We start from the raw sequence: 15,304 nt of genomic DNA on the forward strand, positions 1-15,304 counted from the left end.
CACTTACTTTTTTACGAATAAATTTTTAGCCGGAATAATTGTAAACTGCTTTGATGCAGGGGTCTTCCATGCCCAACTGAAACCCTGGCCCTCATAGTCCTCAAAATAAAGAAGCTTATATGAATGAAATCCTTTCTTCAACGCGATTTTCCCGGTTGCTTCAATCGCAGCATGAGAGCCGTCGTTGTCAACCACCTTTTCATTTCCAATGTACAATACACTTCCATCGTCGGAGCAGGTATTAAATCCGTAAACGCCATCTTCGGGTATATACAACATTCCGGTAAATATATAAGCAAAATGATCTTCTTGTCGGGCTTTGTCAATTGATGGTTCTTTCATGATTCCGGTCATTACAACGGGACTTTTCTCTATATCGTCAACTTTCGAATACAACCCTTCATAATAACTGAAAGAGGTTCCATTTTGCACTGGTGCAACCTGTTCGGCCTTTCTAAACTCCGCTTTTGTTGCGTGAATAGATAAGATCCGGCTTGGCTGGTACCCATTCTTATACGCTCTGGCTATAATCCAAGCCGATTGTTTCAGAGAAAGAGGCTTTTTATAGAGAGGCGATTCCGGAGTCGGCTCAGTTCCATTCAAAGTATAGCGGATTTCCGCGCCCGGAGTGGCAGACATCAGCTGCACCTCTGTTTTATCGAGGAACAGATTCAAATCCTTGTCGACACAGGGAACAGAAACCATCTTTCCTTTTGTGTACGAATAGGGTGCAGCCTCAACACCGGTCCCTCTGTGCAGATTAGGTTGCGAAAACAATGTAAAGCAAAACTCACCTCCCTCCATCAACTGTTTATAGGTAATAAAATTTGTTTCAATTTCTTTTCCGTTAAGCACCACTTTATCGATATACTTGTTCTCTTCAGAGCAATTGGCAGTAATTGTGAGTGTTTTGCCATTGGCCAAATGAATAGTTGCTTTGCAAAACAAAGGAGCAGTTAATGAGTATTCATTTGAACCTGGACATACAGAGTACAAACCCAAGCTGCTGAGGATGTACCATGCGGACATCTGTCCGCAGTCTTCATTACCTATGATACCATCGGGAGTGGGTTTATACATTTCCTTCAGAATACGGCGTACCATTTCCTGGGTTTTCCAAGGCTGACCCACGTAGTTATACAGATAGGCCATGTGGTGACTAGGTTCATTGCCATGAGCATACTGCCCAATCAAACCGGTGATATCCTGTATATCACTATTGTGCAAATTTGATTCAACCACAAACAGCTGGTCCAGTTCTTTTATAAAAGCCTCTTTTCCTCCAAAGAGTTGTATCATCCCATTTACATCGTGTGGTACAAAAAAGCGGTATTGCCAGGCAGTGGCTTCCGTGTAGGCACGTCCAACCTCGAAAGGGTTAAATGGAGTTTCCCAGTTTCCGTCCATTCTTTTTCCCCGAAAGAATTTCGTCTGACCATCAAATACATTACAATAATTCTGTGAACGCTTTATATAGCGTTGATAAATATCCTCTTTGCCCATTGCCTTTGCCATTTGAGCAATAGCCCAGTCATCGTAAGCAAATTCAAGCAGGCAGGAAACCGATTCTCTCTTTGTATTGGAAGGTATGAATCCATACTTAATATAAAAATCGGCCCCTTTCTTATTCTTTTCCGAAGAAACAATCATCGCTTTCAATGCTTTCTCCGCATCGAAGCCACGAATGCCTTTCAGGTATGCATCCGCAATGACCGATACTGCATGATATCCAATCATGGTTCCTGTTTCTCCAGCAGATAACGGCCAGATGGGAAGCTCGCCCGATGCATCGTAGATATTGAGAAATGAGTGAATCATATCACGCACCATAGCCGTGTCTGTCAGGGTTATCAGCGGATGCCAAGCGCGGAATGTATCCCAGATGGAGAATGTAGAATACTGACACTCCCCCTTCCCCAACCGGGCGATGGTCATATCGTGCCGACGATAATCGCCATTCACATCATTCACAATATTCGGAATCACTTTCGAGTGATAAACTGCTGTATAGAAATTTATCAGGTCTTCCTTGTTATTGCCTTCAACCGTGATTTCAGAGAGTGCTTTTTCCCAGCAAGTCCGGGCATCTCTCTTTACAGCATCAAAATCAAACCCCGAAACCTCTTTTTTCAGATTTTCACGAGCATTCTCAATGCTGACAACCGATAAGGCGACTTTGACAACAACCGGCGTTCCGTCTGTTACATCAAATCCGACAACAGCCTGCAAGTTTGTACCGCTCTGTTTGTTTCCTGCTGAAGCGAGACTTCCGGCATTATAAAAATCCACTTTTTTAAACGACTTTGAGAACTGAGCAACAAAATAGACACATTGATTATCCACCCACCCCCGGGTACGACGCATTCCCACAATCTCATTATCTGAACACTTTTCGAGTGTAGCTTCATAAATAAATTCGTTATTATCCAGAGAATGAAACAGGTCTATGATAATAGAAGCAGTACAATCTGTTGGGAATGAGTACCGATGAACACCAACATGGGTAGAGGCTGTGAGTTCAGCCTTGATCTTTTCATCTTTGAACTCTACTGAATAATAGCCGGGAGAGGCACTTTCCTGTTCGTGCGAAAACCTCAAAGGCTGATAGAGATCTCCTTTTGAGGCAGTAAGCACCTCTTTTGTTGTTGGATGGAACAATATATCACCCAAATCAAGGCATCCTGTACCACTAAGATGGGTATGAGAAAAGCCAAGAATGGTGGAATCGTTGTAATGATAACCAGAACATGCGTCCCAGTTTCCAAGACGGGTATCGGGGCTCAACTGAACAGCACCATAAGGTACAGTTGCGCCCGGATATGTATGTCCATGAAAGCCGGTACCAATAAAAGGGTTAACATAATCAACAGGTGATTTCTGTGCCAGAGCATCACCTATCGGAAGCATCAGAGCCAGGAATGAACAGAGTATGATTTTCTTTATTTTCATTGTGCAAATATTAAAAAGAAAGGCCGGCTAAACAAATTTTATTGAGCCGGCCTTTTCGACCAGGTTAATAATTAATAACCTTTATTCTGAACGAGGTTTTTACTCTTGCTAATTTCATCGGCAGGAATCGGGAATACATTATTAATCGTAGGATCGAAATTTCTGGCAGCCCAGATTTCAACTACCTTCGATTTACTGCGGATAGTTGCCGCATCATCACCTTCCACAACACCCGAAGTTACATATCCGTGTAATGGATGACTGTAAACTTCCTTAGCATCTCCCCAACGAACCAAATCCAAGTGACGGTTGCTCAACTCACCAGCCAGCTCACAACGGCGTTCATGCTTCAAGTCGGCTTTTGTGGCATTGGTTAAAGCTGGCAATCCTGCACGGGTTCTTACCCTGTTCAAAGGTTCGTCACCATTTTTGCCTTGCCAGATCAGCGCTTCGGCTTTCCAAAGCAACACTTCAGAGAAACGAATCAGCGGAATGCTCAGGTCGGTCGTCATGTTATCCCCATTCGGGTTAACTGTAGTACCAATCGCATCTTTCGGACGGAACGGGTCCATGTACTTATTGAACTGCATACCCGAAGAACTTTGAGTTGAATAATAAAGTTTCTCTTTACCAAGGAACGTGAAACTGTCACCAGGAACCAGCATGGTAACGGCACGGCGAGTATCACCTTCTTCGAAAGCATCGTACAACTCCTTTGTAGGCATGAAATATCCCCAACCATTGTACAATCCCCAACCTTTATTTTCAAGCATAACACCCGGAAGCTTAGAACCGTCGAGCTCGTTGCTTGTCCATGACCAAACGTATTCAGGACTCCAGTTATTCGACATTTTGAAAACATCGGCATAGTTCTTCAACAAATCGTGGTGAGGAATCACCTTATCGCAATAGTCAATGACTTTCTGGTAATAAGTGGCATCATACTGAGCATTGAAAAGAGCTGCCTTCGCCGCATAAGCCCATGCAGCAGTTTTGTGAGGACGTCCCCATTCGTTCTCATCCCAGTCTTTAAAGAGAGGAAGCAAAGATGCCGCCTTATCAAAATCGCTGATGATCATCTTATAATTCTCAGAAACACTTTTCGGACGAGGCTGATCAATTTCCTCCAGAGGAGTATTTTCGGTTACAATAGGAATACCTCCGTTGGTGCCATTGTCACCATAGTAAGGAGCAATCCACATATAAGCCCAGCCACGCATGAAATAAGCCTGACCCAACACTTTATTTTTCACATCCTCGTTGATATTCATGGGTGTAACATAACGAATAATATCGTTTGCCTTCTTTATGAGCTGGTACATTACAGGCCAGTTGTCCAGACAGTCGCGCTTTCCATACTGGAAGTTTTTTATACGCGCGGCATCACCACTGTTTCGTCCTGTAACCATATCGTCGCTACAGTTTACGTACCACATCATACCGCGCCCTGTTATACCTTCTGACGCTGTCCAGAAATAAAGACCATTTGCAGCAAGTACAGCATCATTTTCGGTCTTCCACATCACTCCTAGCGAGGGTTCACCCTTTTCTTCTGTTGTCAGGAAACTGTCGCAACTAAAAAGAGACAAAGACAATGCAACTGTTGCCAAACCTTTTATCACTATATTTTTCATAAAATTACCTCCAAAATTCTTTAAAAGTTCACATTTAAACCAAAATTAAACATACGGGATACCGGGTATCTACCACCATCAAGTCCCATTCGGCCCACTTCCGGATCAATGCCATCATAACCGGTGAATGTGTAAAGGTTTTCACCTGTTGCATAAATTCTTACGGAAGTATTTCCACCTAACTTCTTCATCCAGTTCTTTGGAAGAGTATAACCTACAGTCACATTCTTTATGCGAAGGTAATCGCCTTTTTCAAGGAAGAAATCCGAAGTAGTAGTAAGATTGGCATTCTGATCAGACACATTCAGTCTTGGAATGTTCGAAGAAGGATTATAGGTAAAGCTGTTCAACAGGTCTTTTGAGAGATTCCATCCTGTTTCGGTAGGATATGTCATTGCTTTGGTTCCGTTGAAAATCTTGTTGCCGGATACTCCCTGCAGTTGGAATGAGAAATCAAATCCGTTCCATTCCAATCCACCGTTCAGTGCAAAAGTATATTTAGGTGCATAGCTGCCTTTGAATACACGGTCGCCTTCATTGATAATGCCATTGCCATCAGAATCTACAAAACGAATATCACCCGGTTTTGCATTTGGTTGAGCCGGAATCCACACACCGTTGCTGTTCTTGTAACCGTGTTTTTGGTTGTAATCGTCAACTTCAGCTTGGCTTCTGAACAATCCGTCGGTAGGAATTACATAGTAAGAGTACCATGACTCTCCCACTGCCGAACGAAGAGGCATGAAAGCCCGCACTTCATCAGTATGCTGTATGTAGCTTTCGTCGCCAAGATTAAGCACTTCATTTTTCAGTGTAGTAAAGTTTGCGCCTATATTGTAATGCACCTCTCCTACCTTATCATTATAATTCACAGCAAATTCCAGACCTGAGTTGCGGACTTTACCTACGTTTCCAAGTGGAGCCACTTCAATACCGGCAACTGAAGGAACTGTAAGCTGTTCAATAAGGTCTTTGGTATCTTTACGGAACCAGTCGGCTGTAAAGCTTAAGCGATCGTTCAATAAGTTCAAATCAAAACCAAAATCAAGTTGTTCTGAAGTTTCCCATTTCAAGTTCGGATTCAGGAATGTGGTAAGACTTAATCCTTTGATTGCATTTGAGCCATCTTTTCCAAAGTATGTAAACCATGGAGACTCCTGTAATTTGATATTTCCGGCATAATGACCCACTGAAGTGATATTTCCAATCTGTCCCCAGCTACCACGTATTTTCAATAAGCTGATTTTATCACGCAAAGAAGCAAAGAATGGTTCGGAAGAGATTTTCCATCCGGCAGATACTGCAGGGAATGCTTGTCCTCTATTGCCTTTCAACAATTTAGAAGTTGCATCGTAACGTAAACTTCCTGTCAGGAAATAACGGTCTGCAAAAGAGTATGAAACACGACCGAAGCCTGATACCTGAGATTCTTCCCAGAAACTTTCCGTCGGTTTGTCCTTACTCCAATCGGTTCCATTTACCAGATTCTGAGCCCAGGAAGATTCATTTGGGAAGCCATATACCGTTACACCATTGCCGCGGTAATTATTGTAACCCATTGTATATCCAGCCATTGCTGTCAACAGATGATTTTCAGCAATTTCTGAAGAGTAGGTTGCTGTTGTTTCCCACAACCATTCATTTGCCATTGAAGAAGAGATAGAACGGTTGTTTTCGTCGAACGGTTTACCTATTTCTGTAATCTTCTTAGTGAAATCTTCATATCTGTCGGACTCGAATCCAGCAGTAAAATCAGATTTTACAGTAAGTCCGCTAAAAGGTTTAATGTTTAAAGATGTGGTCGACATCAGTTTATGACTTGGTCTGTACTGAGTCAAACGTTTCAGCATAGCTACAGGGTTGCGTACTTCACCGAATCCGCCGGCATAAGCTGATGCCCAGGTAGGTGTTGTACCTCCAAAAGCCTGATTGCCGTAAAGGTCATAAACCGGATTTCCGTTTTTATCATACTCATACACAGTTGCAGATGCCGGCATAAACATAGCCTGAGCTATCACACCCGTATGGGTACTTGTATTTACTCCACCCTGTCCGTTGTTGAAGGTGTATCCAACACGCTCGCTCAAGGTTACGTATTTATTGATTGTAAAATCGAGGTTAAATTTTGCACCCATTGTTTCCTTAAATGTGTTGAGCAGTACTCCCTGATCCTTATCATAAGAAACCGATGCAAACGCTTTCATCGCATCACTACCACCAGTAATGGAAACAGCATAATGTTGAAGCATGGCCGAACGGAAAATTTCATCAATCCAGTTTGTACGAGTAACCTCAGCAAACGGATAGCGTGATGAATCGACATTTCCCGGAATAGCTCTGCCTGCAGCTGCATATGCATCTTTCATTATTTTACAGTATTCAGCTGCGTTTGTCATTTCAGGCAAATTAGTTGCATTGGCAATACCATAAGAAACATTGGCAGATACCTGTGCTTTACCGGACTTAGCCTTCTTGGTAGTCACTACAATAACACCGCCCGAACCTACATGAGCACCATAAATGGCTGCTGATGCGGCATCCTTCAATACACTGATGCTTTCTACATCTTCGGTATTAAAAGGTGCGCCCGGAACTCCATCTACAATGTAAAGGACCTGATCGCCCGAACGTGAACCTTGTCCGCGGATGGTTAAAGTAGGTGCTGACATCGGGTCACCACCATTATTTGATATTGTAACCCCTGGAAGCTGACCTTGCAACATCCCGGCAAAACCTAACGGACGGCTTTTCAATGATTGTTTAAATTCTACCGAACCAACAGCCATTGAAAGGTCTTTTTTACGGGTATCACCGTATCCGATGACTACCACTTCATCCAATGTTTTGGAATTTTCTTTTAATATAACTTCGCGTAACTGAGAGTCCGAAGCTTTAAATTCGGATGGAAGGAATCCGATGTATGTGAACACCAGAACAGAGTTTTCTTCGGGTACAACAATAGAATAGTTACCATCCAGGTCGGTCACTGTCCCGGTCTTTGTACCTTTCACCGAAATGTTTACTCCCGGAATTCCGGCTCCTGTGTTATCTTTGACTTTACCTGAAACTCTTTTCTCTGATTTACGTTGTTGTTGAATGTCGGTTATGCCAAACGTGTTTTTGCTTACAACAACAGAAGATTTCTCGGAAAGAGAATTACTTGCAACCGCATGGTGCAAAGGAAGCATGCTCAATGTTATAGCTCCAAAAGCTATACATCCTTTCTGCATCCAGATTTTTGTTTTCTTCGTTTTACTACTCATATGAATACTTGTTTTTTGAAGATTAATTTAACTTTTAATTTCCTTGACAAAGAACGAAAATTTATATTTCATTATGAAAACAATAAAGTTTCATTCATACTTCATTTTAAAATTTAAAAAATGTAATTTATTACAACACTATAACATAAAAAGTCTTAATATTATAATTAAGACATCTGGATTCTAAAATAAATCAGGTATTCACTTTGAGAAAGAAAAATAAGGTTTTCATAGGCATGTGTTTTTAGTTAACAACGATTATTTTAAAGTTTCATTGATGCAAATCTAGATTTTCGCCATTACATGCCGTACGTAATTTGCGTATAAAAATCTTCATTTTACTATTTTTTTTTGAGGAGACACGAAAATGCATTCGCATTTTCCTTTTCTCGTAATCAGTAACCGGTAGGTAATGACTTGGTTCAATAATCGGAAACTCCCACTGAATTACTTGAAATAAGGCTCCTCTGTGCTGTTAACTTCCACTGATTCATATGAAAGATTTTACGGTTAAATATACCGATAGCTAAAGTCCGTTTCTGGTAGCAAAATGAATATTTTCCTGACGTATCTTTTCAGAATCCTTGCATTCCAAACGTTGAACTTTCATTCGAAAAAAGGATTATCTGCAGTCTTTCGGCAAAGTTTAAATTCACATATAGCACTTTCTTAGCTGATAACCTTTTTGCATTTATAATAGGGGAATTCTAATTTGTTGGTCCTATTTTGGATCTTTAAATAAATGCTGCTATTTTTGTATTCAGTGCTTTAGTAAGTCTATCGCAAATACCGAAGGTATAATGGAGAAAGCTTGGGTTCATTTTTATATTCGTTTGTCGATATTCAAATATAAAAAATTAGGTTATTTGTATATTTGCTCTAACTTCCTGCGCATTTGCCGGATGAACCTGTGGAGTGCAACTGGGTATTCTGTAGATTATAATTATTATGAATTAAAGGCAGGACCTTACGCTAATAGTTTGCAGATTTCAATACAAAATGATTATACGTCGCAATCTGATTCAAAAGATGGTCAGCGCTAAATTATAAAAGGGATATACCATGCAGAAACACTCAATTATAGAAAGTTAAGGAAATGAGAAAGATACTTATTGCATTATTATCATGTGTTCTTTTCCTTCATGGATGTACAAATAGTAAGAGCCTTCAAGAAAAATTTAACACATTAAAAGTTTTAGATTATTCGGAGTTTAGTAATATGTGTATAGTTAATCGAAAAGGAGTTTACTTCGTTACTTACCAAGGGATGACATACAAGATAAAAAGTAGTTTTCTTACCCAAAAAATATCTTCAATAGAAATAGCTTTTAGCAAAGAAAAAGGAGTGTTGTTAACGAAAAAGGACACTGATTATATTGAACATGCTTTAAAATCATTTGATAAGATTAAGGTAATAGCTTTATCTGTTGATGAAAAAGGGAATGTTTTTCTTTCGCTACCATGGTACAATAGATGTACATACCATTTTCTCCGGTTGTCATCATCAAACACGTTGGAAAATATTAAGAAACTAAATTATAAAGCTTATGATGATAATTGGTATATAGATAAAGAATGTTCTGAAAGATGATAAAGAATACCGGCAAGATTTTGCGAGCTTTTTGTTTAATCTTATTTCTTTTTCAACCTTATCCCTTCAAACAACAATGTTTTTCTATTCAACTTTAAACCAGCCTGTAATAGTTTGTAGTTAAGTATATTATAATTAACAAATACAGTAAAAGCTATATGATATACATTGTTCTTTGAGTCCTTTACATTATATTTTTTGTTTTGCTACGTATTCATTTATTATCCGATTGTTATTCATAACAATCTTTTATTGAAACAAATTTACCTTTTACATAAAGACACCGAATCAAAGAACCTCCACAAGTTGTAAGATCACGGAAATCAAAAGGCTTAATCGTATAATAAAAATTCTTTTTTTTCTTAGTTTTGGCAAGAATTCCATCAAATAAGCTACCTGTTAATACAAAAATTTTATCTTTATATTGTAAATATCCCCAGAATCCATTTGCTTTTTGAATCTTATTCCAATCGTCACCAATATTAATCTCAAAAGAGCTATAAATCGTATTTTTATAAGTATCTGTTCCAAATCCAAGATACAAAAAAGGTGCATTTCTTACACTTTCAAGATTGATTATATTAGATAAGATTTCCTCAAATTGCTGGTTTATTATTTTGTACTCAACAATTTTATCGTGAGCAGAGACAACCTTTTGTGCTTTTGATGCTGTACACCCCGCAATAAACAACAATATTATACAAATACTTTTTTTTATCATCTTTGTTCGAAAAATTTCAATTATTAAACCATCCATTTAAAATATTACAGCTTCTTATATTTCAACACATTAACGTATGGAGTTGCTAACTTTTTTCCGGACAGAAAATTTGCTGGTCCAAAGATTTAATGTTTTAAAACTAATTCTTGCAGATATATCAAACATCTTAATATCGTATTCTATTATGAATCACTCTTTTCTTATATTATACACACACTTCATATTTTTCCATGTATTAATGAATTTATAAATACGATAATCTTTATCATAGAAAAAAATTTCTTTATAAGTTGTATCTACCATACTTTGTTTTATTGTCTTATAATTATCTCCATCTCTTAGTATCGAATATTTACCATCAAACAAAGAAACATCAATAAGTGTCACTAAGAAATCATCTCTTTTTGACTTATATATAAAAGATGTATCCTTCTTAGAGAATGTTAATATAGTATCTATTCCAAATATATTTTCAGGTAGATTTGAAACAAACCTTTTTTCAAAGAAAGCATCATCAGAATTAAAATAGATGTTTTGATAATAATTGCCCTTATAGAAATTCTTAATTAAAAGACTATCCTCATCATAATATATTATTAAAAGACTGTCTCTAAAGAAAGGCTTTTCACACGATGAGCTGTCTACATCAAATACTAAAACCGATCTATGTTCTTTCTTAGTACCTTCATAATTGGCACCTACATAAAAAGAAGATAGAAAGAAGATTAATAAAATCGAATAAACAAACTTCGTTTTCATATTTATTGGATTTTAATATCTTTCAATAGTTCGTTATAAATTCGGTTAACTTTAAATATGCATCTTGCTGCAATAGCCGCAAACTCAATTAATTCCTTGACTAGCATGTCAAATAAGCCTTTGTTCGGTCTTATACCAGACGGCGCAATAAATCTTTGAAGCAAGAAAGCATTGTGCATCATGGTTTTAGCAATCTCTTATCTGGCAAATATAACAATTAATACCATAACATCTTCATGTAACGAATAATTTATATAAAAACATATATTCGGTTGATTTAATGTACTTCAGCTCTTTGAACATTAAATATACATGATATTTTTATAAAGGGGTGGCACAGTTGGTAGCTATTAGATAAAATATTAGTGTGGCATATAATTGCTTTCTCTTCAACTTAGAAACTTATATTTAGCTAATTATCGATTAACAAAGCTTCACGAGGGTGGAGAGGGTGGAGAGAAAACGACTGTTTTTCGATTCTAGAAAACGAAAATTGAAAAATCTTCTAAAATACTTTTTTTCAAATATGATTTTCTGGAAACGTAAAAAGCTTATTTTTACTCCACCCTCTCCACCCAAGCCCTCATACATCATTGATAATCTAACAATTAGATTCACCAATAAATAGTGAAGAAGAATTGTTCCATGCGATCATATCACCAAAAAGAGCCTTAAACGAGTGGTTTCAGACAATGAGAACGGATATAAACAGCATGCAACTGCCTGCTGTGGTGCTTAAAATATTGCAAATGGATAGTTGACCAGCATAAATGTAGCACACCATTGCCTGTTATGGCCTGCATTTAGAGGGGTATGCCGATTATCGAAAATAAAAACAATGCAGCACTCCCCTATTATGATAATAACAGCAAGCTAATCTGATTATGGGGTTGCCCAGATACACTAATTCTTTATTCATGAAGAACTAACCGAAACAACAGGGAAAACTAACCCAAACAACGGCAATAGTTACCTCAATCTTGTACATCATTCGCTCCAATCATGTACATGTTTAGGTTCAATCTTGTACATGATTACCCCCTAATCTTGTACATGATTGGGGTAATATGTCTCGACGAATACAATAAACCTATTCCGGCTTTTGTTAATGGAACGTGATTTATTCTCTAAACACTGGTTTTAGGTTGACTATTTCTGTTGCTTCGCCTGATTTAGGTTGACGAATAAACTGCAAACTCTAGAAACGGTCAGTTTTTATAGATGCAAACTCTAAAAGAGGTTGAATTTATCCTTTTCGGAAAATGATTGTTTCCTCTTCCGCTTCCCCACTCTGTATTCTTCCACCCATAATCAAACACACCCATTTTACAGAGGTGAAAAGGGCGAAGTTAAAAGTGATATTCAGCTTATTACCTATAACAGCTCCAACTTGTAAACAATTTTAGTGTCACTAGTGGCAGTAAAAAAGAGGTTTATTCGGTTTCAGAAAATGAAAAATGAAAATTCTTCAAAAAGATTTTTTTTGGATTTACGATTTACAGAACGAGAAAAAGAATGTTTTCTCTGCCACACTGCCACTAAAAATATTTACCTATCTTTTTATAGTGCACCATTACATTCTCATCGTTAGGGCATCTACAACGATTAACAGCTCATTATCAAACATATAGCAAAACAATACCAATACAATAGCGAGGTCAGGTAAAAAACATCAGAACTAATTAGCTCTCCTAATAAACAAGGAGAAACAATACAGAAAGTGTGTGTTTCCTTATTTCCATTTCCAGTTCAGTTCTACATTCCAGATTATTCCCAAATTTTCTGTAACTTTTGCCAGTTCGCTCTTGAACCCTTCGTAATCTGCCATTTTACTTGGAACAACAATCGTTCCGCCATTCTTCATCCGTATAAACAAGTCGTCTTTTATCTCATAAATAAACGAAATCTCTGTGAGTCTGAGTTTCTCTTCTCCCGAGTAATCCTTTGAGATAATATATTCATCTACAAATTCCACCTGACTAGTTACTCCGATTCTGTTCTTATAGTTTTCCTTAATATGGCTCTCATAATATTTTTTATACCTCCACCTGTTGTAAAAGGGATAAAAAAAGATGTTCAACCCAGCCACAATCAAAAAATAATATGAAACTAACTTATCCTCTTTACTTAGAAATATAAGTCCTAAACACAGAAAAAGTACAGTGATAATTATCCAACTACGAATTCGCTTTGCTTTTATCGTTTTAGATTTTGATGCCGTGAAGAGCATAAATCTAAGAAAGTCGTCTTTCTCCAATTTTATCTGGTACATAGTATTTTCAGTTGTATTTATAGCAAATATAACTTTTTCATTTGAGAATGGTCAAAACAGTCGCCACATTCTTTTTAAAAACCAAAAATAAAAAGAATATTTTGCTGCGTTTTATTATACCTTTGCGGGACCTAAACTAATAGATACTAATATTTAAGTTCTTGAAAAAAGATAATGCCAACTAATATCATGAATAAACCAACATACTAATTTTCATTACTATGAATAAATTTATCAACCTATCAGCACTTTTTTTGTTCGTATTCACTTCATTATTTGCTTCCGACAAATTCCCAAGAGAAAAGAATGTTGTTCGTATCATGTCTTACAACGTTCACAACTGCAAAGGAACCGACAATGAGTTTAACTATGATCGTATTGCAAACATCATTGATGATGTAAAGCCGGATGTTGTGTCATTACAAGAACTGGATAGCGTTACAACCCGCAACAATGGCGTTTTTGCACTGAAAAAACTCAGCGAGTTAACAGCTATGCATTACCTCTTTGCTCCGGCCATCAGTTTGCAAGGCGGCTCTTATGGAATTGGTATGTTATCAAAAGAGCGTCCCATTAAATACCAAACAATACCTCTCCCCGGAAGAGAAGAAAGTCGGGTGCTGCTTATTGCCGAATTCAGTAAATATGTTTGCTGCGCTGTGCACATGTCATTGACCGATGCCGATCAGATAGCTTCGGTGGCAATTATAGAAAATGCACTGAAGGGTATTTCAAAACCGGTATTCCTGGCAGGTGACATGAACTCCGAATTCTCCTCTCCTACACAGATTGCGATGAGAAATATATTCAAGCCGCTCAGCAACCCAAATAAGAAAACATATCCTTCCGATGAAGCTAAGGAATGCATCGATTATATTTACGCATACAAAGAGAACCAACATCAGTTTTCTGTAATCCAGAATCAGGTGATTCCCGAGAAAATAGCTTCCGACCATCTTCCTTTATTTACCGATGTGCGAATTGCAGCCGATGCTACCCAAATAATGCGTACCAAACCTTACTTGCAGAACCCGAACAATGGAGGTATCACTGTTTCGTGGCTGACCAATGTGCCTGTTCACAGCTGGGTGGAATACGGAACCAACCCTCAACATCTGGATTGCCGCACCGAAACGTTGATTGACGGGCAATCCGTATGCAATAATGAACATCACAAGGTGCGTCTTAAAAATCTGAAACCTGACACCAAGTACTACTATCGTGTTTGCTCGCAAGAAATAACTCTCTATGAGGCTTACAGAAAAGAGTTTGGTGCCACAGCCTGTTCGGAGGTCTATTCGTTCTCTGTACCTGGCAGCAAAACAACCGACTTTACCGCTATCATCATGAACGATTTGCATAAGAATAAAAAGACACTCGGCAAGCTGACCAATCAGATTAAAGGAATTGATTACGATATGGTTATATTTAACGGAGATTGCATAGACGACCCCAAAGACGAAAAATCGGCAGTCGATTTTCTTTCTTATATGAACGAACAGGTTCATGCAGAAAAGGTTCCGGTCTATTATATCCGTGGAAACCATGAAATACGAAATGCTTACTCAATCCAGTTGCGCGACCTGATAGATTATGTTGGTGGCAATACCACTTATGGAGCTTTTAATTGGGGCGACTCCCGTTTTGTTTTACTGGATTGTGGCGAAGACAAACCGGATACAACCAAAGTATATTATGGGCTCAATTCTTTTGAATCCTTCAGACGTGAGCAAACTGAATTCTTAAAGAAAGAATTATCGGGCAACGAATTTAAAAAAGCCTCAGCCAAAGTACTGATTCATCATATTCCTCTCTACTGCATGCCTTCTGATGAGTATACTCCCTGCAAAGAGATGTGGCATCCGCTCTTGAAAAAGGCATCGTTCAACCTGGCAATCAATGCACACAACCATAGTCTTGCTTTTCATCCAAAAGGAGAATGCGAGAATAACTTCCCGATAGTTGTGGGAGGTGGACCTGACCTGGACAATGGAACCGTGATGATTCTGAAAAAGAGAAACTCAAAATTGACATTGACTGTGCTGAATACCGAAGGAAAAGAACTGTTAAATAAAGAGTTATAAGATAAAAAGGAAAAAGGCTATCCTTGAACTA

The 15,304-nt window shown here is 38.2% G+C and carries 8 protein-coding genes; 2 read left to right on the forward strand and 6 right to left on the reverse strand.

Translation table 11 applies throughout. The annotated features are described in order from the left end of the window. Nucleotides 1–3: 3 nt before the first annotated feature. The 3 genes from ABWU87_RS07845 to ABWU87_RS07855 form a co-directional block, all read right to left on the reverse strand. Entirely contained in the window at nt 4–2,949 is a 2,946-nt protein-coding gene (locus ABWU87_RS07845; protein ID WP_353329633.1) for a GH92 family glycosyl hydrolase, read from the reverse strand. Between the two features lie 71 nt (nt 2,950–3,020). Next, nucleotides 3,021–4,583 (reverse strand): RagB/SusD family nutrient uptake outer membrane protein, encoded by a 1,563-nt coding sequence (locus tag ABWU87_RS07850; protein WP_353329634.1) that lies wholly within the window; start codon nt 4,581–4,583, stop codon nt 3,021–3,023. Between the two features lie 20 nt (nt 4,584–4,603). Next, the gene (locus tag ABWU87_RS07855; protein ID WP_353329635.1) at nt 4,604–7,846 is read right to left on the reverse strand and encodes a SusC/RagA family TonB-linked outer membrane protein; all 3,243 of its coding nucleotides are present in this window, start codon (nt 7,844–7,846) and stop codon (nt 4,604–4,606) included. 1,096 nt (nt 7,847–8,942) lie between these two features. Here ABWU87_RS07855 and ABWU87_RS07860 point away from each other — a divergent pair. Beyond that, nucleotides 8,943–9,437 carry a hypothetical protein gene (locus ABWU87_RS07860; RefSeq protein WP_353329636.1) on the forward strand — a complete coding sequence of 165 codons (495 nt, stop codon included), beginning with the start codon at nt 8,943–8,945 and terminating at the stop codon, nt 9,435–9,437. 232 nt (nt 9,438–9,669) lie between these two features. On the opposite strand, the gene ABWU87_RS07865 is transcribed toward ABWU87_RS07860, so the two are convergent. The 3 genes from ABWU87_RS07865 to ABWU87_RS07875 all read right to left on the reverse strand — a co-directional run bounded on the left by ABWU87_RS07865 (nt 9,670) and on the right by ABWU87_RS07875 (nt 13,189). Continuing rightward, nucleotides 9,670–10,194 carry a hypothetical protein gene (locus tag ABWU87_RS07865; RefSeq protein WP_353329638.1) on the reverse strand — a complete coding sequence of 175 codons (525 nt, stop codon included), beginning with the start codon at nt 10,192–10,194 and terminating at the stop codon, nt 9,670–9,672. 153 nt (nt 10,195–10,347) lie between these two features. Then, nucleotides 10,348–10,917, reverse strand: a complete 570-nt coding sequence (locus ABWU87_RS07870) for a hypothetical protein (protein WP_353329640.1) — start codon at nt 10,915–10,917, stop codon at nt 10,348–10,350. 1,732 nt (nt 10,918–12,649) lie between these two features. After that, nucleotides 12,650–13,189 (reverse strand): hypothetical protein, encoded by a 540-nt coding sequence (locus ABWU87_RS07875; protein ID WP_353329642.1) that lies wholly within the window; start codon nt 13,187–13,189, stop codon nt 12,650–12,652. A gap of 221 nt (nt 13,190–13,410) precedes the next feature. On the opposite strand from ABWU87_RS07875, the gene ABWU87_RS07880 reads away from it, so the two are divergent. Further along, the gene (locus ABWU87_RS07880; protein ID WP_353329644.1) at nt 13,411–15,273 is read left to right on the forward strand and encodes a metallophosphoesterase; all 1,863 of its coding nucleotides are present in this window, start codon (nt 13,411–13,413) and stop codon (nt 15,271–15,273) included. Nucleotides 15,274–15,304: the final 31 nt, after the last annotated feature.

Source organism: Bacteroides sedimenti (genome assembly GCF_040365225.1).
Lineage (GTDB): Bacteria > Bacteroidota > Bacteroidia > Bacteroidales > Bacteroidaceae > Bacteroides > Bacteroides sedimenti.